This window comes from Azonexus sp. MM2026_4 (genome assembly GCF_055901855.1).
The window spans coordinates 143,824-164,098 of sequence record NZ_CM148380.1 but is presented as its reverse complement, the minus strand read 5'-3'; the positions used below and the strand labels follow the sequence as shown (position 1 = coordinate 164,098).

General features: G+C 61.4%; 18 protein-coding genes and 4 tRNA genes. 9 read left to right on the top strand and 13 right to left on the bottom strand.

The window, feature by feature from the left end; genetic code table 11:
• Positions 1 to 64: 64 nt before the first annotated feature.
• From mgtA to AC0KWY_RS00650, 8 genes are all read right to left on the bottom strand, one after another.
• A complete protein-coding gene (mgtA, locus tag AC0KWY_RS00685) occupies positions 65 to 2,611 on the bottom strand; it encodes a magnesium-translocating P-type ATPase (RefSeq protein WP_474027733.1) in 2,547 nt (848 codons plus the stop codon).
• 57 nt (positions 2,612 to 2,668) lie between these two features.
• Entirely contained in the window at positions 2,669 to 4,369 is a 1,701-nt protein-coding gene (locus AC0KWY_RS00680) for an ABC transporter ATP-binding protein/permease (protein WP_474027732.1), read from the bottom strand.
• Between the two features lie 72 nt (positions 4,370 to 4,441).
• On the bottom strand, positions 4,442 to 4,915 hold the full coding sequence (locus tag AC0KWY_RS00675; protein WP_474027731.1) for a hypothetical protein: 474 nt from the start codon (positions 4,913 to 4,915) through the stop codon (positions 4,442 to 4,444).
• Between the two features lie 8 nt (positions 4,916 to 4,923).
• Positions 4,924 to 5,346: a hypothetical protein gene (locus AC0KWY_RS00670; protein WP_474027730.1), complete on the bottom strand. Its 423-nt coding sequence runs from the start codon at positions 5,344 to 5,346 to the stop codon at positions 4,924 to 4,926.
• Between the two features lie 28 nt (positions 5,347 to 5,374).
• Positions 5,375 to 5,572 carry a hypothetical protein gene (locus tag AC0KWY_RS00665; protein WP_474027729.1) on the bottom strand — a complete coding sequence of 66 codons (198 nt, stop codon included), beginning with the start codon at positions 5,570 to 5,572 and terminating at the stop codon, positions 5,375 to 5,377.
• Between the two features lie 75 nt (positions 5,573 to 5,647).
• A complete protein-coding gene (locus AC0KWY_RS00660; RefSeq protein ID WP_301278393.1) occupies positions 5,648 to 5,863 on the bottom strand; it encodes a glycine zipper 2TM domain-containing protein in 216 nt (71 codons plus the stop codon).
• Between the two features lie 52 nt (positions 5,864 to 5,915).
• Positions 5,916 to 6,527 carry a hypothetical protein gene (locus AC0KWY_RS00655; RefSeq protein WP_474027728.1) on the bottom strand — a complete coding sequence of 204 codons (612 nt, stop codon included), beginning with the start codon at positions 6,525 to 6,527 and terminating at the stop codon, positions 5,916 to 5,918.
• Positions 6,528 to 6,783: 256 nt separating this feature from the next.
• The gene (locus AC0KWY_RS00650; protein WP_474027727.1) at positions 6,784 to 7,815 is read right to left on the bottom strand and encodes a phospholipase A; all 1,032 of its coding nucleotides are present in this window, start codon (positions 7,813 to 7,815) and stop codon (positions 6,784 to 6,786) included.
• Between the two features lie 172 nt (positions 7,816 to 7,987).
• Between AC0KWY_RS00650 and AC0KWY_RS00645 the strand changes: the two genes are divergently transcribed.
• Positions 7,988 to 8,131, top strand: coding sequence for an IS3 family transposase (locus AC0KWY_RS00645; RefSeq protein ID WP_474027726.1), 144 nt, complete (start codon positions 7,988 to 7,990; stop codon positions 8,129 to 8,131).
• 23 nt (positions 8,132 to 8,154) lie between these two features.
• Here AC0KWY_RS00645 and AC0KWY_RS00640 read toward each other — a convergent pair whose 3' ends face one another.
• Positions 8,155 to 9,231 carry a GSU2403 family nucleotidyltransferase fold protein gene (locus tag AC0KWY_RS00640; RefSeq protein ID WP_474027725.1) on the bottom strand — a complete coding sequence of 359 codons (1,077 nt, stop codon included), beginning with the start codon at positions 9,229 to 9,231 and terminating at the stop codon, positions 8,155 to 8,157.
• A gap of 143 nt (positions 9,232 to 9,374) precedes the next feature.
• Here AC0KWY_RS00640 and AC0KWY_RS00635 point away from each other — a divergent pair, with 143 nt between their 5' ends.
• Positions 9,375 to 9,749: a hypothetical protein gene (locus AC0KWY_RS00635; protein WP_474027724.1), complete on the top strand. Its 375-nt coding sequence runs from the start codon at positions 9,375 to 9,377 to the stop codon at positions 9,747 to 9,749.
• Between the two features lie 210 nt (positions 9,750 to 9,959).
• Here AC0KWY_RS00635 and AC0KWY_RS00630 read toward each other — a convergent pair.
• Positions 9,960 to 10,034 (bottom strand) — tRNA-Val (locus AC0KWY_RS00630).
• Between the two features lie 97 nt (positions 10,035 to 10,131).
• Here AC0KWY_RS00630 and gltX point away from each other — a divergent pair.
• The 5 genes from gltX to AC0KWY_RS00605 all read left to right on the top strand — a co-directional run bounded on the left by gltX (position 10,132) and on the right by AC0KWY_RS00605 (position 13,590).
• On the top strand, positions 10,132 to 11,526 hold the full coding sequence (gene gltX, locus AC0KWY_RS00625) for a glutamate--tRNA ligase (RefSeq protein ID WP_474027723.1): 1,395 nt from the start codon (positions 10,132 to 10,134) through the stop codon (positions 11,524 to 11,526).
• A gap of 65 nt (positions 11,527 to 11,591) precedes the next feature.
• Positions 11,592 to 11,667 (top strand) — tRNA-Ala (locus tag AC0KWY_RS00620).
• A 34-nt stretch (positions 11,668 to 11,701) separates the two neighbouring features.
• Positions 11,702 to 11,777: transfer RNA gene (locus AC0KWY_RS00615), tRNA-Glu, on the top strand.
• Between the two features lie 16 nt (positions 11,778 to 11,793).
• Positions 11,794 to 11,870: transfer RNA gene (locus AC0KWY_RS00610), tRNA-Asp, on the top strand.
• A gap of 100 nt (positions 11,871 to 11,970) precedes the next feature.
• Positions 11,971 to 13,590, top strand: coding sequence for a DUF6538 domain-containing protein (locus AC0KWY_RS00605; RefSeq protein ID WP_474027722.1), 1,620 nt, complete (start codon positions 11,971 to 11,973; stop codon positions 13,588 to 13,590).
• A gap of 94 nt (positions 13,591 to 13,684) precedes the next feature.
• Here the strand turns inward: AC0KWY_RS00605 and AC0KWY_RS00600 are convergent, their stop codons facing one another.
• Positions 13,685 to 14,356 carry a hypothetical protein gene (locus tag AC0KWY_RS00600; protein ID WP_474027721.1) on the bottom strand — a complete coding sequence of 224 codons (672 nt, stop codon included), beginning with the start codon at positions 14,354 to 14,356 and terminating at the stop codon, positions 13,685 to 13,687.
• A gap of 325 nt (positions 14,357 to 14,681) precedes the next feature.
• Here AC0KWY_RS00600 and AC0KWY_RS00595 point away from each other — a divergent pair, with 325 nt between their 5' ends.
• The gene (locus AC0KWY_RS00595; RefSeq protein WP_474027720.1) at positions 14,682 to 15,317 is read left to right on the top strand and encodes a YkgJ family cysteine cluster protein; all 636 of its coding nucleotides are present in this window, start codon (positions 14,682 to 14,684) and stop codon (positions 15,315 to 15,317) included.
• A 401-nt stretch (positions 15,318 to 15,718) separates the two neighbouring features.
• Positions 15,719 to 16,087, top strand: coding sequence for a hypothetical protein (locus AC0KWY_RS00590; RefSeq protein WP_474027719.1), 369 nt, complete (start codon positions 15,719 to 15,721; stop codon positions 16,085 to 16,087).
• A gap of 1,362 nt (positions 16,088 to 17,449) precedes the next feature.
• Here the strand turns inward: AC0KWY_RS00590 and AC0KWY_RS00585 are convergent.
• Positions 17,450 to 19,273, bottom strand: coding sequence for a family 2A encapsulin nanocompartment cargo protein cysteine desulfurase (locus AC0KWY_RS00585; protein ID WP_474027718.1), 1,824 nt, complete (start codon positions 19,271 to 19,273; stop codon positions 17,450 to 17,452).
• Positions 19,248 to 20,174: a family 2A encapsulin nanocompartment shell protein gene (locus tag AC0KWY_RS00580; protein ID WP_474027717.1), complete on the bottom strand. Its 927-nt coding sequence runs from the start codon at positions 20,172 to 20,174 to the stop codon at positions 19,248 to 19,250. The genes AC0KWY_RS00585 and AC0KWY_RS00580 overlap by 26 nt, the downstream gene beginning before the upstream one ends.
• Between the last annotated feature and the right edge of the window lie 101 nt (positions 20,175 to 20,275).

Sequence of the window (20,275 nt, the reverse complement as noted above, 5' to 3'; positions counted from 1 at the left end):
CTTCGTTTCCTCCCGGAAACAGAAATGCATCGGCGCCCAGCGGCATGCGCCGCCAGCCCGCCCGTCAGCCCCGGACGGCGTGCCAGCGATAAAAGGCGCGCTTGGCAAGGTTGACGATGAGCAGATACACCAGCGCCATGCCCGCCAGAGTGAGGTAGAAGCTGGCCGGCGGCGGGACGAAGCCGAAGTAGCTGCCGATCGGGGTGAACGGCAAGACGGCGCCGAGCAGCGCCACGCTGAGCGAGGTGGCAACCAGCACCGGATGCGGACGGCTTTTGAACGGATTGCCCCGCGTCCGGATCACGAAGATGACCAGCACCTGCGTGCAGAGCGACTCGACGAACCAGCCGGTCTGGAACAGTTGCTCATCGGCCTGCAGGACGCTCAACATGACGTAGAAGGTCAGGAAGTCGAAGGCCGAGCTGATGGGGCCGATGGTCAGCATGAAGTTGCGGATGAACTTCATGTCCATGACCCTGGGCCGGCGCACTTCCTCGGCATCGACCTTGTCGAGTGGCACGGGTACTTCGGAGATGTCGTAGAGCACGTTGTTGAGCAGGATCTGCGTCGGCAGCATGGGCAGGAAAGGCAGGAACAGGGCGGCGCCGGCCATGCTGAACATGTTTCCGAAATTCGAACTGGTGCCCATCATGATGTACTTCATGATGTTGCCGAAGGTTCGGCGCCCTTCCATCACGCCATCGTGCAAGACCTGCAGGTCGTGGTCGAGCAGGATCATGTCGGCGGCCTCCTTGGCCACATCGACGGCCGAATCCACCGACAGGCCGACATCGGCCGCCTGCAGCGACGGCGCATCGTTGATACCGTCGCCGAGATAGCCGACGACGTGACCGCGCGCCTTCAGCGCCAGGATGACCCGCTCCTTCTGGGCCGGATTCACGCGACAGAACAGGTTGGCCTTTTCGACCCGGACACGCAACGCCGCATCGTCCATCGCCGCCATTTCCTTGCCGGTCAGGATGCCGACGACCGGAATGTTCAATTGCCCGCACAGATGCTGGGTCACCAGTTCACTGTCGCCAGTGACGATCTTGACGCTGATCCCGCTCGCCTGAAGCGCGGCCAGCGCCTGGCCGGCGCTCTCCTTGGCCGGATCGAGGAAAGCGGCAAAGCCGGCAAAGACCAGTTCCGCCTCGTCGCCGATCACGGCGTGCGGATGATCGGCCGGCACTTCGCGCCAGGCGATACCGAGCACGCGAAAACCTTCCTTTTCAAGATCGACATGCACGGCATGAATCTTTTCCCTGGCCGCCCTGTCGAGCGGGATTTGCGCCGGGTTGCCCTGCTCCTCATAGCTCGCGCACAGGCCGATGATCTCTTCCGACGCGCCCTTGACCACCAGCAAGCGCCCCTGCCCCTTGTCGAGCAGGACCGAAACACGGCGCCGCTCGAAATCGAAGGGGACTTCGTCGATCTTCCGCCAGGCGCTGACATCGATGTTCTGGTGCGCCAGGATCGCTTCGTCGAGCGGGCTCTTCAGGCCGGTCTCGAAAAAACTGTTGAGGTAGGCGAGTTCCAGCACCCGCTCGCTCGGCTTGCCCTGCGGGTCGGTATGCTGCTCGAGGCGGATCTTCGCTTCGGTCAGGGTGCCGGTCTTGTCGGTGCAGAAAACGTCCATCGATCCCAGGTTCTGGATCGCCGCCAGGCGTTTGACGATGACCTTCTTCTTCGCCATGAGCAAGGCGCCGCGGGCCAGCGTGACGGAGACGACCATCGGCAGCAGTTCGGGGGTGAGGCCGACGGCGAGGGCGACGGCGAACAGGAAGGAGTCCAGCCAGGGCTTGTGCATGAAGGCATTGACCAGCAGCACGAAGAGCACGAGCAGGATGGTCAGGCGCATGATCAGCATGCCGAAACGGTGGGTGCCGATCTCGAAGGAGGTCGGTGGCGGCGTCCGGGTCAGGCTGTCGGCAATGGCGCCGATGGCCGTACCGGCACCGGTCTTCACCACCTCAACCCGCGCACTGCCGCTGATCACGGTGGTCCCCATGAACACGGCGTTGGCGGCATCCTGGATCTCGGTGGCAGTGGCGGCCAGCTGGTCGGCATGCTTTTCCACCGGGTAGGACTCGCCGGTCAGCAAAGCCTGCTTGACGAAAAAGTCGTTCGATTCAAGCACCAGCCCATCGGCCGGGATCATATCGCCGGCCGACAGGACGACGATGTCCCCCGGCACCACCTCGCTCACCTTCACGGTCATGGGCAGGCCGTCGCGGATCACCCGGGCCCGCACCGAAACCGACTGGCGCAGGCTGGCTGCCGCCTTGCCGGCGCGGTGCTCCTGGACGAAATCGAGGGTGACGCTGAACAGCACCATGACCAGGATGATGAAGAAATTGGTCAGTTCGCCGGTCATGGCGGAAATCGCGCTCGCCGCCAGCAACAACAACACGAGCGGATTCTTGAAGCGGGCCATGAACTGCTGCCATGGGCGCTCGTCCTGATGATCGCGCAGGCGGTTGGGGCCGAATCTGGCCAGGCGACGTCGGGCTTCGCCATCGGACAAACCGCTGGCCACGGCGGCCGGCGCCCTGTCCGGGTCGGCGTCTGGCGCAAGCCACCAGGGTTGAGGATTCGAATCCACTGCCATAGCCGCTGCCTCCCATGTCAAACCGGATCGCAACCGGGCAACGGCCGATCCGGAACGCTACTCGAAACGATAATCCGCCGCCGCAAACAACTTCCACCCACATTGATCGTCCAGCGCCAGCACCTGGCGGTGATATTTCAGGAGGGACGGCCGATGGCCAACGCTGACCAGCGTCGTGCGGGTCGCCGCCAGCAATTGGTACAGGCTCTCCTCGTTGGCAATATCAAGCGCGCTGGTCGCCTCGTCGAGCATGACGTAGCGGGGCCCGATCAGCAGCACGCGAGCGAATGCGATGCGCTGCTGCTCGCCGACCGACAAGACCTTTCCCCAATCCAGTTCGCCATCCAGGCCGTCGAAATGGGTCGCCAGATCGGGCAGGTTCACCTGTTTCAGCACCGCCAGCAACTCACCATCGCTGACGCGTTTGTCGATCTCGGGATAGAGCAACTGGGTGCGCAGACTGCCTTGCACCATGTAGGGCCGTTGCGGCAGGAAAAGCATCTCCCGGCTCCCCGGACCGACGATGCGGCCGCTCCCCGAGTGCCACAGTCCGCCAATGGCGCGCAACAGCGAGCTCTTGCCGCAGCCGCTGGGGCCGACGATGAGGAGCCCCTGCCCCGGAGGGACGCGCAGGGAAAGGTCCTTGATCAAGCTTCGCTCGTGTTTCGGCGTCTTCAGGGAAAGGTTCTCGATCGCCAGATCCGGCCCGGCGGCAAAGCGGATCGCCCCCGCGTTCGATGGCGAAGGCGCACCGTTGTCGGCGAGAAACCGCCGGAAGGTTTCGAGGCGCTTGATCCCGGCGGCAAATTTGCTGAGGCTGTCGAAGTTGTCGATGATCACCGTCAGCGCGCTGAGGATCGCGGCAAAGGCGCCCGCCGCCTGGATCGCCCGGCCGACTTCCAGCTCGCCGGAAATCACCCGTTCGGCAATGATCGCGCTGGGCAGGACCACGGTCAGGAAACTGTAGCTGAACTGGAACAGGTTGAGTTTCAGTTGTACGCGGATCAGCCTGCTCAGGTTCCCGAAAATCTCGTTGAAATACCCGCCCACCTGCGACGACTCGCGCGCCTCGCCGCGATAGAAGGCGATGGCTTCGGCGTTCTCGCGGATACGCACGAGGCTGTAACGGAAATTGGCTTCGCGCTTGAGCTGATAGAAGTTGAGCGAGATCAGCGTCTTGCCGAACACCATCAAGGTCACCAGGGTGCCGGCAGCGGCATAAACCAGCAGGAAGGCCACCAGTTCCCGCGAGATGCTCCAGAGCACGCCGGCAAAGGCCAGCAGTTGCAGGAGCGCCCCGAAGATCACCATCAGGAACTGCAAGGAGCGCTGGGTGAAGGTGTTGATGTCCTCGGCGATCCGCTGGTCCGGATTGTCGATGTCGGCGCTGGCATTCAGTTCGTAATAGGCCCGGTCGCTGAAGTAGTCGCCGAGGAAATCGCGCGTCAGCCAGCGCCGCCAGTGCAGCGCGAGCTGGTCCCGGACGTAGTAGTAGAAGCCGAAAACCGGCACGCCGATGAGGAGGATGCCCAGGCTTTTCTCGATGGAAAGCCAGAACCGGTCGGTATCCTTGGCCGCCAGCGCGGAGGTGAATTCCCCGGTCTGTTCGTTGAACAGGACGGCAAACCCGGTTTGCCCGAGCAGCAGGACGATCAACATGAGCAGCCGGCGCCTGGCCGGCCACTTCTCCTCACCGAACCAGTAAGGGGCGGCGATCCTTTGAAAACGCAACCAGAGGTGGCGGTCAAAGCGGATCATGTGCAGAGCGGGCTGACGAGCGGTCGGGAGCGCGGCAGACTCGCCCTGAACATGCATCGGTCGATTGCAGCCCTATTCGCCCCGGGCGAAGAAGCGCAGCTTGATCGCCTGCCCGGCGCGGGCCACCAGGATGCGCCGGGTTTGCCAGACACCATCGATATCCACCGCAATCTGATGGCGCCCGACCGGCAACTTCAGGTACAGCAGCGGCCCGTCCGTGACGCCGGAGGCCGTGATCTTCCCGTTGCGCAGGCTGACGGTAAACGGCACGCCGGCCAGGTAATTGCCGCGCGCACCGGTCAGCATCACGTGAACGTTGTAGGCAGCCGACTGCCGACGCATCTCCACCATGGCTTCGTCGCCCACCCCTCCGCTCAACCAGGCAACCGCGCCTTCTGGCGTGCCCGCCGCTTTGCCCTTCGCCGCGTCGTCGAGCGCGAAGGCAGGCACGGCGGCGCATTGCAGCGCAACGATCATGGCGATCAGGGCAAGCCTGCCGCCCGGTGACTTCGGTTTGCCGACTTGCGCGGCCGATAGACTGGACATGGCCGACCTCACCGACGTTCGCCACGGCCGTTGCCGCGATGATCATTGCCGCGCGGGTCGTCACGACGTCGATCCGGCCCATCGCCCCGGCGGTGGCGCTCCTGGTAACGCGGTACGTATTGTTCGTTGTACCACCTGTCCCGAACGAAATAGACCCGTTCGTCGCAGGCATCGTAGGCCGCGCAGTGGCGGCGCCAGTTCCTGGCATGGCCCGGCGGCACGTGCATGTAGACCGGCGGACGCCCCGATGGCCCGCGCCGGATCAGGCGGGGTTGGGCATAGAGCAATTGCGGACGCGGGTAGTCGCCGACATCGATGCGCCCGTAAAAGCCGGGCTCCCCGAGCGTGACCGAGACGCCGACATCGGCAGCCTTCGCCGGTTCGGCGGCCCCCGCCAGCAGCACCGAGAGCAGTAACAGGTTCAAGTTCATGGTGAAACTCCTCGCTCCGTTGCCGTGCTTATTTCTTGTCGCTCTGAGCGGCGTCCTGCAGCTTGCTGCCGGCTTTTTCGATTTCCTGGCCGGCCTTCTCGGTCGCCTGATCGACTTTCCTGCCCGCCTGTTCGACCGGCCCTTCCGTCTTCTGGCAAGCGCTCGCGACGATCAGCAGCGCCGCCAGCATGGCGGCTGCGCCCGGGGTTTTTGTGGGTTGGCTCATCTGCTGCTCCTTCAAGCATCGTTCAACGGACGCCCCAAGCCGTCAGGCCGGAAGCACTGCCTGGCGGTCGCTCGCTTACTTGGCGACCTCGTGACCGACGACGCCACCGACGACGGCGCCCCCCACGGTGCCGGCGGCACTGCCGCCGGTCAGCACGGCCCCGCCAATGGCGCCGACGCCGGCGCCGATCGCGGTACTCTGTCCTTGCGACGACATGCCGGAGCAAGCGCCGAGACCAAGCAAGCTGGCAACGGCCAACACCCTGAACGAGACTTTTCGAGTGGATTTCATGGCACAGACTCCTTTTGAGGATCTTTTCCAGCGCCCGAATTGGCGCCGGAGATTACTTGTTGAAACGCGCCTTCGCCTGGCTCAGGCAAGTGTCCTTGGCGGCCCCCGAGTAGGTGTCGCACTTTTCCTTGGCGACCGTGTACTGGGCGTCGCTCTTGTCTTCGGCGGCATCCTTGCGCGCGTCGGCGCCCTTCTTGCTGGCATCGCTGCGCGCGTCGGCACTCTTTTCGGCAGCCTTGGCATTGGCCTCCGAGGCCTTCATCTTCGCCTTGGCATCCGCCTTGGCGGAGGTCAGCGCGGCCTTGGCTTCCTTGACGCAGACATCCTTGGCATTGCCGGCCAGGTCGTCGCACTTTTCGACGGCGACGTCATAGTCCGCCTCGGCCTTGGCGACGCGCGCCTCGTAGGTGTGCTTCTGCGTCGGCTCGTAGACCGCCTTGAGCTCGGCCTCGGCAAGCTTTTCCTTGCCTTTGGCGTCGGCCTTGCAGATATCGCTGGCGTTGCCGGACAGCGAAGCGCAGTTGGCATGGGCCGCCTTGTACTCGGCACCGATCTTGTCCTTGGCGGCCTTGTAATCGGTTTTCGACATGCCTTCAGCGATGGCGGCGCTGCTGAATGCCAGAACGGCCGAGACGGCAATGACGGTGATGTTGAGCTTGTTCATAAGGTCCTCAATGCGGTGGATTGCTGCGCGCGGCCAATGACGCCGCTGTCTTCGCCGGAACCGCGCTGCATGATTGCAGCGGCGATTCCCCGCTGTACTGGCTGGGAGAGGCTCCGACGAACCCAGCTTAGGCGCTCCCGGCTGGCCCATCTGTCGCTTGGCACACATAGGGCAAGAGACGCCCGGCAGCCGATGCGCAAGCGCCGACGGGAGGCGGAATATCGGCCCGGCGCGCGCTTCCGCAATTCAGGCCGGTTCAGAACTGGAACAAGGTCAGGCCCAGCCCCAGGCTGGTCTGGCGATGGTTGTAGTCCAGCAGCGTCTCGCCGAAACCGTGGAACAGTTGCACATACCAGCGCAAGCCGGTCGGTTGATCGGCAAATACCGGGCGGCTCCAGTCCAGTTGCAGCGAACCCCGGTTGAACGATTTGAAATTGGTCCGCCAGGTCAGATTCATCGTCGACACACCGGGCGACCAGGCCATGTTGATCTCGCCACGACCGATGTAATCGGTGAGATCGGGATTGTCATCCTGGCGCTGGATATGAACCCGCTGACTGTCGCGAATCATCAGGCTGAAGTCGCCATGCTCGAACCCCGCCCCCAGGGTGAGCCGATTCCAGCTCCGGGACAGCGGGTCGCTCTGCCCGTTCGACTGATGGGCGAAGCCTAGCTGCAGCATGCGCAGCTTCCAGCCCAGCGGGAGGGACGCGAACTGCTGCGGAACCGGCACGACATAGATCATTTCCGGCTGATAGTCGCTGCTGCGGAACGGCGACGAATCGTCGGAATCCCACAACTGCCACAGCGAGCGCTGAGTATAGGCCGCCCACAGATCGGCGCCGGGCAGCAGCAGGTCCGCCGCCACCTTGGCGCGCAGCGAAATCTGCAGCTTGGCCTCGACGTTGCCGTAATTCCGGTTGCTCAGGCCGGCGGGCTGGGTCGGGCTATGGGGCGCATGGTTCATCCGCGAGGTGTAGTGCACGGGCAGCAGGAAATTGGGCAGATAGGTACGAACGACAAAGCTTTTGCGCTTCTCGTCCGCCCCCAGTTCCCAGGTCTGCGCCATGACCGACGCGGCGCGCGGGCTGTCGCCGGCACTCGCCCTGGCATCCATCGGCTCATCGCCGACAGTCTTGCCGCCGGCCATCGATCGCTTGGCCGCACGGTCATAACAGGCCAGGCGCAAACGGTCATCCGCGATGTCGGCACAGCCGGCCGTCGGGTCGGCTGAAATGACAGGACCGGGCAATGCCGCCAGCGCCAGTAAGACCATCTTCGTGTTCATGCATCCCCGATCCCTCGCCTGCCCGGTCGGCAGCTCGACCAAGGCTACTCTGTCCAGCCCGGCGCTCTGTTCGGCAGCGCACAAAGCATGAGGATATCCATCAAGCACACAGAAAACGGGAAGCCAGCTCGTTCGGCGATGGCCCGATCCGCCCGGATCGATCCACCTTGCGATGCCCGAGCTTTATGCGCTCGAAGCGGGCGTGCATGATTACATCAACTACTACAACCACGAGCGCATAAAGCTCGGGCTGCAGGGGCTCAGTCCGGTGGCGTTCCGGCTGAGAAGAAGCACCACCAGATCGGCGGGGCCGTGACCGTCCAAATTCAGGGGGTCAGTTCAAACCCGGGGCGATTCAGGTAGCTTTGCCAGACACGCCTCAACTGCACACTTCGCTAGGCTATCGGTGAGCGTGAGGGACTTCCGGATTTTCTCGGCCACCTTGCCGTAGCCATACTCGGGCAGTGCGGCGAGCGCTTTCTGCAACTCGTGATCCCGCCCAATCTCGACCAGCGCTTCGACAATCTCCATCGCCTGAGTCACGTCTTTTTGCACTTTGGTTTGAAAACCCGCCGCCCGTTCCTGCGCAATGATCAGCTTATGGATCGCAAAGCGGGCCGGGTCAGGAAAGTTTGCTGGGATTGCGTACTGACCAACTAGCATGCCGCGCACAATCGGGCCTCCTAGTAGGTAGTCCATGTAACGCAACGGTTCGGCTGCAAACCCAAGATCAGGGAACATGATGGGCGACGTGTCGGTCTTGCGCCGCATCGTCGTTAAGAAGTCGATCTTCACTTTCGATTTGCGACTCATGAGCGAAGTCGCTGGGAACTTGATGTTGAGCGATGGCACGGCGAAGAAGGAGTCGTCGCCAGCTTTAACAACATTCTCGACATTCAGCGTGGAATCGCTGACCGGGGTAGCCAGTGCGATTCCATGGGGCCTGGCAAAGTCCATGTCCATCGTTTTGAGAGAACCACCCCATCGCACGCCCAGCGCATTGCCCAAGGCCCCGAACGCATGTGAACCAACGACCACGATGGCCTTGGAAAATAACCCCGCTCGGGCCAGCCACTCCATCACCCGGAAGTGCGCCAGTTCTACGGACATGCCGCCACTGGACACAAAGGAACGCGTCGTTGTTTTTAGGGATTCAATGGCGCTTTGAATGTCGCTCTTGCGCTCGACTAGGCGTTCGACCAGGGCTTTGGTTTTCTCGGTTTCCAGCCCAAGCGCTTTGCGCCGGAACGTGCCATCCGGCAGCTTTACCTGCCAGTAGAGGTACCGCTTTTCATTGGAGACATTTACATAAGGACTGCCGACAACGCCATCCTCGAATATCAAGACTTCGTAACTCAATGCTTCTTCTAGGAGTTGCGCGTAAAGCGTCTGGGTCAGGGCTGTTTGCAGTTCCATAGCAATTCGAAATTTGTAGTACACGACGAACAGTGTACTACAAAACTCATGGGCATTTGTAGTACACGAGGCAAGGTGTACTACAAAACCCAGAAACGCTTCTATGAGCTTACGAGGCCTGGCGTCGTAGGTAATTCGTGTCAATGACTTTCGACATAATATTTGTCGCCGGTGCGGATGGCATTCGTCAGCAATTGCTGCAAATGCTGACCGAGGAGACACCAATTACCCTGGCTGAAGCATGCTTACGTACTGGCGTCGAGCACAAACTGCTTTATCTGCGCGCCAATAGGGAAGCCCGAGCAATTGCAGACCGTTACCGAAGGCATCAAGCATCGTGCTGGGACCATAAGGAATCCCGACTTCAGACACAAGTTGGCAAGCTGATTCAGGAACGGTTGGAAGCAGGCTATGAGGGAGTTAGCGCCAGGGATGTCTGGCGGCACCTTGATACGGACTTAAAGTCAGTACGCCATAGCTATCGGCAAGTCGCAAAGGCTATGGCAACCAACGAATAAAAAAATCGCCTGCTAAAAAGCAAAACGGAACCCTGCTGGTTCCGTTTTTTTTGCGCCTCGATTTTCGATAAATCGGAGGCAAACCCTAAACCATGCATCAGGACACCCGGTAAAGCAAAATGTGTCCAAACGCGAAATAAAGCAATAACAGGCCTGGTGGCCAGTTTATGCTTATCCGCACAACAGAGCGGGTTTCCAGGGAGTCATCGATGGTGGGCGGTACTGGGTTCGAACCAGTGACCCCTGCCGTGTGAAGGCAGTGCTCTACCGCTGAGCTAACCGCCCATCGAGGAAGGCGCGAATTTAACCATAACTCGCAGAACCGGTCAAACCTCGCTCGGCTAAAATAGCGAACTTTGTTTCAGACACCGAAGCGATTCCCATGAAGCCAGTCCGCACCCGTTTTGCCCCCAGCCCCACCGGCTACCTGCACATTGGCGGCGCCCGTACCGCCCTCTTCTCCTGGGCCTATGCCCGGCGCCACGGCGGCACTTTCGTGCTGCGCATCGAAGATACCGATGTCGCCCGTTCGACACCGGAAGCCGTCCAGGCGATCATCGACGGCATGGCCTGGCTGGATCTTGCACACGACGAGGGGCCGTTCTACCAGATGCGCCGCATGGATCGCTACAAGGAAGTGATCCAGCAGATGCTGGCTGCCGGCACCGCCTATTACTGCTATACGACACGCGAAGAACTCGATGCGCTGCGCGCCGAACAGGAAGCCAGGAAGGAGAAGCCGCGCTACGACGGCCGCTGGCGCCCGGAAGAAGGCAAGACGCTGCCGACGCCACCCGCCGGGGTCTCGCCGGCGATCCGCTTCCGCAACCCGAAGGACGGCGTCGTCGCCTGGGACGATGCGGTCAAGGGCCGGGTCGAGTTCGCCAACAGCGAGCTCGACGACCTGATCATCGCCCGTGCCGACGGCACGCCGACCTACAACTTCTGCGTTGTGGTTGACGACTGGGACATGGGCATCACCCACGTCATCCGCGGCGACGACCACGTCAATAACACGCCGCGCCAGATCAACATCCTCGCCGCACTCGGTGCCGAGGTACCGACCTACGCTCATCTGTCGATGATTCTCGGCGACGACGGCGCCAAACTGTCCAAGCGCCACGGCGCGGTATCGGTGATGCAGTACGACGAGGACGGCTACCTGCCGGAAGCCGTCATCAACTATCTGGCTCGCCTCGGCTGGTCGCACGGCGACGACGAAGTGTTCTCGCGCCAGCAATTCGTCGAGTGGTTCGACCTCGACCACATCACCGCCTCGGCCGCCCAGTTCAACACCGAAAAGCTGTTGTGGCTGAACCAGCACTACATGAAGCAGTTGCCGCCCGCCGAACTGGCGGCCCGGGTCAAGCCACGGCTGGCGGCGCGCGGCGTCGCTACCGACGGCGGCCCCTGCCTGGAAAAGGCGGTCGCCCTCTACGTTGACCGCTGCAACACGCTGAACGTCCTGACCGACGCGGTGGAAGTCTTCTACCTGCAAGTGACGCCGGCGCCGGAACTGCTCGCCCAGCACCTCACCGACGAAACCCGCCCGGCGCTTGCCGACTTTGCCGCCGGCATCGCCAACGTGAACTGGGAAATCCCGGCGATCGCCGCGCTGATCAAGGAGACCATCGGCAAGCACGGCTTGAAGATGCCGAAGCTGGCGATGCCGCTGCGTGCCCTGCTGGTCGGCCAGACGCAGACGCCGTCGGTGGACGCGGTGATCGAACTGATCGGTCGCGAACGCGTCCTGGCGGCTCTCGCAAAAAATCTCTGAAAATCTCGCGAAGGCCCTTTACAAGGGGAAAGACGGTCCCTATAATGCGGCCTTCTTTCGAGCAGGGGGGTATAGCTCAGCTGGGAGAGCGCTTGCATGGCATGCAAGAGGTCAGCGGTTCGATCCCGCTTACCTCCACCAAGAGCTCGAAAGAATGCAGTAGAAATTAGTCCGGGTCCCCATCGTCTAGAGGCCTAGGACACCGCCCTTTCACGGCGGTAACCGGGGTTCGAATCCCCGTGGGGACGCCAAGGTTTTTGCAGTAATGGAGTGGTAGTTCAGTTGGTTAGAATACCGGCCTGTCACGCCGGGGGTCGCGGGTTCGAGTCCCGTCCACTCCGCCAACATATTCCCAAGTGACTGATTATATTGATATAATCAGTCACTATGGCGAGTAAAAGGGTACAAAGGCAGGGTACAAAGTTCAGTCAGAAGGGACTGGACATGCCACCCTACATGACCCTCAGGAACCATACCTACTATTTCCGGCAGAGCGTCCCGCCAGAGCTGCGCTCGCTCATCGGCAAGCGGGAAATCAAGAAGTCTTTGGGTCGCAATTACCCGGCAGCCGTCAGCCTTTGCAAGAAATTTGCCGTCGAGGCCGACAAGGCCATCTGTGATGCTCGCGCCCAATTCGACAGCATCCCTGTCGATCCCTTCTCCTCCGAGGGAATTCGCCGTACCCGACCGGTTCCCCTGACTGAAGTCACCCCAGAACTCGAAACCCAGTTCGGCAACCTGATTCGCAACGCGCTGCTCGAAACCGATCGGAACAAACGGATTGCGGGCATGGATGCTGAGGAATTTGCCGAGTACGGAACGCACATTGACCAAGCGATCGCCACTCTGCGCAAGCAGTTGGCAATGGGCAACGTCGCGCCAGTGCTCGAGGATTCCAGAATCATCCTGATCGGCCGGGGTTACAACCCGAATTTCTCCGCGGACAGTTGGCGAAAAATCGCCTACACCCTGACCCAGGCATTCCTGGAAGCCTATGAAGGCATCAAGAAACGCCAGGAAGGCGCTGTCGTGACTGAAACCAGCACAGACACCCTACCCAGCCAGTTCATCGTCCAGAACACCCGCAAGACCACACCCGACGCAGGCAGCGAAATCACCTGGCAGACGCTGTACGAAGTTTGGGAAAAAGAGTGCGAGCGCCGACAGAGCACCAAGGACGCCTATCTGGCAGCAATGAAGCTGTTCGCCGAATTCAGCCGCAAGGCCCCGCCCCAAACCACGCGCGACGATGCCCTGGCATTCCGCGATTTCCTGCGGGACGTCAAAGCCCTCTCCCCCGGCACGATAGCCAACAAGCTCGGTTTCATCGGCACGTTGTTCAACGCCGGGCGAAATACCGCACGCCTGGCCAGTCATCTACCAGAAAACCCCTTTGCCGATATCACGGTGAAACGGGCCAAACGCGGCAGTGGTGACAATAAGCGCCTGCCTTTCAGCGACAACGACCTGAAAATCATCTTTAGCAGCCCGATCTACACTCAGGGCGAGCGCCCCGAAGGCGGCGCCGGCGAAGCCTGTGTGTGGGTACCGGCGATTGCCTACCTGACCGGCATGCGGCTAGAGGAAATCGCCACCCTGACCCGCTCGCAATTCCGAACCGACGCCAAGGGCAATCACTACATTCACGTTCTGGCATCGAAAACCGATGGCGGCGCCAATCGTGACGTGCCAATCCACCCCGAACTGATCAAGGCAGGCCTCTTGAACTACGTCAGTCTCTGCACGGATCGACTGTTTCCGCAGATCCAGTTGACTGACGAGAGCCAGAGCTCTGCGTTCTCAAAATGGTTTGGCCGTTTCCTCGACAATCTTCAGATCAAGGAACGCTCCAAGGTATTCCACAGCTTCCGGCACCTGTTCAAGGACATTTGCCGCAACGCCCGGATCGAAGAAGCGGTGATCGATCAGATTTGCGGCCACGAACCGGGAACGGTCGGCGGCAAATACGGCCGCGGCCGCCGTGTCGATGTGCTGGCGACAGAACTGCAACGGGTGACACCACCGATATCGCTACCGATGATCACCCCTTCGAAAAAGGGCTGACGCCCCCGCCGTCAGATTCCCTTGGCGAATGTATCGAGATGCCTTGACCGATCCCTCCCGAGAAATTCAGGGTGTTCCGCCCTGGCAGACCAAGCTATTCCCATAACTTGATCATTCTCATTGAGGGCAACTTTGGGGCAGCGGGTAACCGGAGCTTGAATTTCCCCGCCACTTTGTCGCGCTCGTCGAACAAGCGCTTCACTTGCTCGCGCACGCCAGCAAACATCGGCATGGCCACAAGGTATCCTGCTGCTTCTTTCAGTCCGGCAGTATCCCGGGCTTTGATCCGCTCAACCAGGAGCGCCTCCCACTCTCGATAACGGCTTGCCGACAGGCGCCATGTCCAACTGACGGGGCCGCCCTTTTCCGCGGTAGCCGATCTAGGCAGTTGCAACAGTTCGTAGTGCCCGAAAACGATACGTGCCTCAGCCAACCGGCAGTCCTTTACCCGCCCGGGCACTCGATCAGAGTTTCCGAGGCCCTGCGCCCCCTCGGTAGAAAGCATCCACCAGAGCACCTTATCCTGATCGTCGAAAGACATCGGGGCCAGACAAAGATGCACGCTGGCCTTGCCACTGCGCTTACGGTACGCACGAGCAGGGATATCTGCGGCCAGACCAAATGACGACCACTTCTCAGCGAACGCGGGCAAGCGCTCTTGTGGGATCACATCTGCACACCAATAGACGTGCCCGGTCGAGACAAGACGCTGCAGGTGCTGCATGAAAGCCGTCTGATTTACCGGCCGCCGAAAGAGATCTGTCATCGCCACAGCTCCACAAATCAAAGTATAGAAGCTCGAAGCAGAAATCCGTCAGGGAGTTGCCGCTTGACCTCCCAGGCCCCCAGCCACTACAGTCCTCCGGCTACCCAAACAAAGGTAGCCAGGATTGGCGTCCTGATATGGAGCACAACGATTTGGCGTGGCAGACCCACGCCAATAGTCGTTGGTGCGGCACGTCCCAACGGGCGGCCGTGCAGGTGGAACCGCAAGGTTCGCCGATGCTCCATCGGTACGCCAACGCCTGCATTGGCCGCCCACCCGATTGGCGTCGCGTGGGCGGGAAACCACTTCCCTGGAGCACAACCCCATGTTTCCGCAACTTCCCCCAGATGACTTACCCAGCGCAGTACGTCAGCTACTTGAACTCGGCTCCTCGCCTCGCCGGGAAAAATTGCTGTCAGCCCACCCCGAACTTGAGGAGACAGACCTCCTTCACCGCGTTGCCAGCATCGCCACCGAGAACAGCAGTTTCAAATCGAAGCGACGCAAAATCCTCGAGCTCACCGAAGAATTGGTTCGCAGCATCGGAGAAGTCGCCATCTGCCGTCAGGGCTGCGCCCACTGCTGTCATATGCCGACCTTCATCTACGCTCATGAAGCTGAAGCGCTTGGCCTTGCGAGCGGCCGTTCACCAAAACGATTGCCCTACCGTCCGCGAGACACCGTGATGTACGAGGCGGCAGCCTACGTTGGACAGCCCTGCCCCTTTCTGGATGCAAATCATGCCTGCGCTGTCTATACTCAGCGGCCGCTGATTTGCCGCCTCCATCACTCGCTGGGCGACGACCCGGAAGCCTGCAGAATCATCGAAGGTTTCCCGCAAGGCGCCGTTCCCAAGATCGACCCCGATCTGATTGAGTTGCCCTATCACGCCCTGGCGGTCAGAAACTCCCCGAGAGAGGCATGGGGCGCGATCCAGGATTTCTTTCCCACGCCTCCGTGACTGCCTACCGTCAATAAACGCCAGTAGGCGGTCGGGCAACTGAGCGCCCACGCGGCCCCAGTATCGACAAGGCGGATCGATCCGATTCCCAGGCAACGCCAAGCCGTCCGTCGCCCGCCGGGGGACGGCTTGTATCCGCATACCGGCAGGATCGAACCGCATACCGTCTTCTTTCGGACGCCGAGCCTGCTTTGATGTCGAACGCGGCGTTTTTGTCTTATACGAGACTTTGAGCGAAGGAGACCGCCATGCCGAATCTGTGTTTCAAAGTCCGCCCCGGGAGAAAATGCGCCCAGCTTGTTCGGCACGTTTACGACCCCTCGAGAAAACGCAGCAGGACCATGACGGTTGGCACATTGGACTTGTGCTCCGACCCCCTCGAATTTCCAAGGGGGCTGACCTTGCGCCCCGGCAAGCTCATCACTGACGCGGAACACGCAGCCATCCTGGCGTTTCTGACGGCAAACGAAAACCCAGACAGCCGCGACAAGCGACTGAAACAGGTTGAGCGCATTCGCCAGGCGCTACAAAGTTCTCCTGAGGCCGCTGACGAGTTCGGATGCTGCATCGATGCCATCCAGCGTTTGAGCCAAGCCCTGCCGGCACTTGCCGAAGAAACGCGTCGCGGCGGGACGGAGCCTTGGCTCAGCTTGCGGCCTCGCTATCTGGAACTCGGGGAAAGCTGGAAAACCCTTCTCGCCGCAGCTCAACAGGCGGGGATCGCGAAACGTTACCAACGCAAGGGAAGCCTGGCTGCGGATGAGATGTGATTGGGCGTGAAGTGCAACTCTGGAACCTCCTCTCAAGGAATGCCCTGTCACTGGAATGCCCCGGAATTTCAATTGAATTAGAACGAACAGCAACTCAATAATGAACTGGGAGAAAAAAAGGGGCATTCCCCGATGTTCAAATTGGGCATTCCTGAGCTATACCGATCAGGACAGAACAGTTCGGACAGAAAACTGTGCGGCCTTGGTGCGCCAACACCATCCAGCTTGCTGGACAACGGGGCGCGCCAACGCCCTTGTTGTTCTCACTTCATGCCGGCTGTGCCGGTAGCTCCCCGCCAGGGAGCGAGTTGTGTGGCGCCGTATGCTCGTAATGGAGCTTGTACGGTGCGAGGGGGAGGTGGCGGACTAAACCTGGCAATGCCAGGGTAACCCCGCCGCTTTATCCCATGAACGCCGGGCATCTGCCCGGCAACCGGTGCGAACACGAAACGGACGCCAGGCGGAAATGCCTGGATGCTCCTGACGATATGAAAACGAGGTGCAAGTCCTCGCTCGGGGATGCGGGAAAGCCGCATAACCGATGCCAGACAGGATGGCTGCGTTATCGCCTGCCGTGAGGCAGGCCTCGGCGGGATGGAACAAGTGTTCCAGACCCATCGGGCGAGCGTGTTGGTGCCCTGGGGTAGCGCCCAGGAAGCCGCAAGCCGCGTTGATAGCTTAAACCTGTAAATGCGCCCTTTGCGGTGCTATCTGGAAAGTGCAAGTGCTGTTTAGGGCCCGCAGTGCCTGGAACACGATGGAAGCAACAGACGATCCTTCGGATTTGGAAGTAAGGCAGGGGCTTATCCCGGTTCGCCCGCCTGAAACACGGTAACCAGCCCGGAATCTGAACGTCTGTTGTGAGTCGGCAGCGATCTGCATGAACGCAAGAAATCGTCTAAGTGGTGCAAAATGCACTCGGAGGATCGATGGGATGGCACCCATCGGTACGGCACCAACGATGCCGAAAATCCCGAGAGTGTATAAGCGAACCCCCTCAGCAACGAAGCACCGGGTCAATCTGGTGCCGAGCCATGGGGGTGACACAACGCAAGGTGAAGTGGTCAGGGGTGGCACCCTGACAGCAAGCAAAATGGCAACCCCGCTTGGCGGTGGGGTCGCTAATCGTAGGCTTCCTGGCGGAGGCCTCATGCGACACAACCCGAGGGATCATTCTTCGGGATTTCCAGTGAATCCGGCTGTGCCGGTTTCGGATTCTTCTATTCCACGACGGAGGGAATCTTCAAGGTCATAACGCTATTGCCGGGCCTCCCGGCTTAACTCACGGCCACCCCGCCCTGCGGGGTGGCCGGCTTGACCTGTAAAGGAAGAGATCCTCTTCGTCGAGCGGATCGGCTCGATTTACCTGGCGAGCCTCTTGATTACCGACAACATCCGGTCAATTTCCTCACAGGTGTTGTAGAACGCCAATGAGGGCCTTACCGTGGTTTTGACCCCGAAACGACGCAGGATCGGTTGGGCGCAGTGGTGGCCGGAGCGTACCGCGATGCCCTCCTCGTTCAGCGCCCGGCCGACTTCCTCGGTCGAGTAACCGGCGAGCACAAAGGACGCCACGCTGGCCTTGTCCGCCGCCGTGCCGATCAGGCGCACGCCGGGAATTGCCGACAGCCCGCGCATCGCATAGACCAGCAGATCGTGCTCGTAGCGGGCGATGTTCTCCAGGCCGATGCGCTCGACGTAATCGAGCGCCGCGCCCAGCCCGACGGCATCGGCGATGTTGCCGGTGCCTGCCTCGAACTTGTTCGGCGCCGGCTGGAACAGCGTCTTCTCGAAGGTCACGTCAGCGATCATGTTGCCGCCGCCCTGCCAGGGCGGCATCTGCTCGAGGATCGCCTTCTTCCCATAAACCACGCCGATGCCGGTCGGCCCGAAGATCTTGTGGCCGGAGAACACGAAAAAGTCCGCGTCGAGCGCCTGCACGTTCACCCGCAGGTGCGATACCGACTGCGCGCCATCGACCAGCACCTTGGCGCCAGCCGCGTGGGCCATGTCGATGACCTGCTTGATCGGCGTCACCGTGCCCAGCGCGTTCGAGACCTGGGTCACGGAAACCAGCTTGACCTTCGGCCCGAGCAGCTTCTGGAACTCGTCCAGGCGCAGTTGCCCGCTGTCGTCGACCGGAATGACCTTGATCTTCGCGCCGACCTGCGCCGCCAGTTGCTGCCAGGGCACGATGTTGGCGTGGTGTTCGAGCAGCGAAACCACGATTTCGTCGCCCTCGCCGATGTTCTGCGCGCCCCAGGTCTTGGCGACCAGGTTGATGGCTTCCGTCGCACCGCGCACGAAGATGATCTCGTCGCTGGAACCGGCGCCGAGGAAGCGCTGTACCTTGTTGCGCGCCGCCTCGTAGGCATCGGTCGCCCGTGCCGCCAGTTCATGCGCCGCCCGGTGAATATTGGAATTCTCGTGGGCGTAGAAATAGGCGAGACGGTCGATCACCGACTGCGGCTTCTGCGTCGTCGCGGCGTTGTCGAACCAGACCAGCGGCTTGCCGTTCACCCGCTCCTGCAGAATCGGGAAGTCGCGGCGGATGGCGTTGACGTCGAAAGGCGGCCTGCCGCTGGACGCAATCTCCGGCGTCTGCGCCGCATCCAGGAAATAGAAATTCCCTGAATTCTGCGGTCGACCGTGGAAACCCTCCGCTTTCCGCTCCCCGGCGATCTGGGCGAGCAAGGCATGCAGTTCGCCGTCACCCGGCAAACCGAATGGCTGAGCGACAACGCGGTTCTCCGGCACCTTGGGCGCGGCCGCCTGCTGATAGGGACTGGCTTCGCCGAGGAAATAGTACGGCGAGCCCGGCACGGAAATCGGCAGGCTGTCGGTGAAGCTGCTCGGTGGCTGCGGCGGCAAGGCTGCCGCGTAGGCTTCCGGCACGCCGAGTTCGCCACCGCCGCCACCGACCGGATCGACCGGGTCCGGCGCCACCGGCACCGGTGCCACGCTCGGACCGGACTGGATCAGACTGGGCTCCGGCGCTGGCGTGCTGCCGGCAGCGAGCGAGGTTGGCAGATCGAAAGACGGCAATGCGGCCCCCGGCAAGGCGCGGAAAAATTCCGAGGCCAGCCGTCCAAGCGTGGCTTCATCGGGGATTGCTGACAAATGCGCCGGCGCGGGCGCGCCGGACAAGCCTTCGATGCCCTTACTTGTAGGTGTCGGGATAGTCATGGTACTTGCCGATCTCCACGTCATCGAGGACAGCCAGTGCATCCGGAACCAGCACGGCCAGCGAGCAATACAGCGAAATCAGATAGGACGCGATGGCGTTGCGGTTGATGCCCATGAAGCGCACCGACAGGCCCGGCGACTGCTCGCCGGCCAGCCCCGGCTGGAACAACCCGACGACGCCCTGGCGCTTCTCGCCGACGCGCAGCAGCAGGATCTTGGTCTTGCCGCCGTCAACCGGCACCTTGTCCGACGGGATCAGCGGAATGCCGCGCCAGGTCAGGAACTGGGCGCCAAACAGCGAAACGGTCGGCGGCGGCACGCCGCGGCGGGTGCATTCGCGGCCGAAGGCGGCAATCGCCAGCGGGTGGGTCAGGAAAAAGGCCGGTTCCTTCCACACCTTGGTCAGCAGCTCATCGAGGTCGTCCGGGGTCGGCGCGCCGGTCAGCGTCGAGATGATCTGGTCGTCGGCCACGTTGGCCAGCAGGCCGTAATCCGGGTTGTTGATCAGCTCGGATTCCTGACGCTCCTTGATCGTCTCGATCGTCAGGCGCAGTTGTTCCTTGATCTGGTCGTGCGGGCTGGAATAGAGGTCGGAGACGCGGGTATGGACGTCGAGGATGGTGGTCACCGCGTTCAGGAAATACTCGCGCGGCGCTTCGTCGTAATCGACATAGGTCTGCGGCAGCTCCGACTCGTCGCGCTGCGAGCACGCAACACGCACGTCGCGCGGGTTCTTGACGGTGTTCAGGCGATAGATACCAGCTTCAACCGGCAGCCACTGCAGCAGATGCACCAGCCAGCGCGGGGTGATCGTCGACAGCTGCGCCGTCGTCTTGGTGGCATTGGCTAGCTGCCGTGCGGCGGCATCGCCAAGGGCGGTCGGTTCGGGAATTTGAGCCATCAGTGGATCTCCTGCAAGGAAAAGTGAAAATACTTATAAGAAAATCGGATAAACATTGTCGTAAGCCGGCCCCCTGCCCTTCAACATGCTATAGCCATCAA

What these genes read in the sequence shown, in the direction of transcription:
- AC0KWY_RS00595 (WP_474027720.1), top strand. Translation starts at nt 14,682, where the DNA reads ATGTTTCCGCAACTTCCCCCAGATGACTTACCCAGCGCAGTACGTCAG.
- AC0KWY_RS00585 (WP_474027718.1), bottom strand. Translation starts at nt 19,273, where the DNA reads ATGACTATCCCGACACCTACAAGTAAGGGCATCGAAGGCTTGTCCGGC.
- AC0KWY_RS00655 (WP_474027728.1), bottom strand. Translation starts at nt 6,527, where the DNA reads ATGAACAAGCTCAACATCACCGTCATTGCCGTCTCGGCCGTTCTGGCA.
- AC0KWY_RS00670 (WP_474027730.1), bottom strand. Translation starts at nt 5,346, where the DNA reads ATGAACTTGAACCTGTTACTGCTCTCGGTGCTGCTGGCGGGGGCCGCC.
- AC0KWY_RS00580 (WP_474027717.1), bottom strand. Translation starts at nt 20,174, where the DNA reads ATGGCTCAAATTCCCGAACCGACCGCCCTTGGCGATGCCGCCGCACGG.
- AC0KWY_RS00660 (WP_301278393.1), bottom strand. Translation starts at nt 5,863, where the DNA reads ATGAAATCCACTCGAAAAGTCTCGTTCAGGGTGTTGGCCGTTGCCAGC.
- mgtA (WP_474027733.1), bottom strand. Translation starts at nt 2,611, where the DNA reads ATGGCAGTGGATTCGAATCCTCAACCCTGGTGGCTTGCGCCAGACGCC.
- gltX (WP_474027723.1), top strand. Translation starts at nt 10,132, where the DNA reads ATGAAGCCAGTCCGCACCCGTTTTGCCCCCAGCCCCACCGGCTACCTG.
- AC0KWY_RS00650 (WP_474027727.1), bottom strand. Translation starts at nt 7,815, where the DNA reads ATGAACACGAAGATGGTCTTACTGGCGCTGGCGGCATTGCCCGGTCCT.
- AC0KWY_RS00635 (WP_474027724.1), top strand. Translation starts at nt 9,375, where the DNA reads ATGACTTTCGACATAATATTTGTCGCCGGTGCGGATGGCATTCGTCAG.
- AC0KWY_RS00665 (WP_474027729.1), bottom strand. Translation starts at nt 5,572, where the DNA reads ATGAGCCAACCCACAAAAACCCCGGGCGCAGCCGCCATGCTGGCGGCG.
- AC0KWY_RS00680 (WP_474027732.1), bottom strand. Translation starts at nt 4,369, where the DNA reads ATGATCCGCTTTGACCGCCACCTCTGGTTGCGTTTTCAAAGGATCGCC.
- AC0KWY_RS00645 (WP_474027726.1), top strand. Translation starts at nt 7,988, where the DNA reads ATGCCCGAGCTTTATGCGCTCGAAGCGGGCGTGCATGATTACATCAAC.
- AC0KWY_RS00605 (WP_474027722.1), top strand. Translation starts at nt 11,971, where the DNA reads ATGCCACCCTACATGACCCTCAGGAACCATACCTACTATTTCCGGCAG.
- AC0KWY_RS00675 (WP_474027731.1), bottom strand. Translation starts at nt 4,915, where the DNA reads ATGTCCAGTCTATCGGCCGCGCAAGTCGGCAAACCGAAGTCACCGGGC.
- AC0KWY_RS00600 (WP_474027721.1), bottom strand. Translation starts at nt 14,356, where the DNA reads ATGACAGATCTCTTTCGGCGGCCGGTAAATCAGACGGCTTTCATGCAG.
- AC0KWY_RS00640 (WP_474027725.1), bottom strand. Translation starts at nt 9,231, where the DNA reads ATGGAACTGCAAACAGCCCTGACCCAGACGCTTTACGCGCAACTCCTA.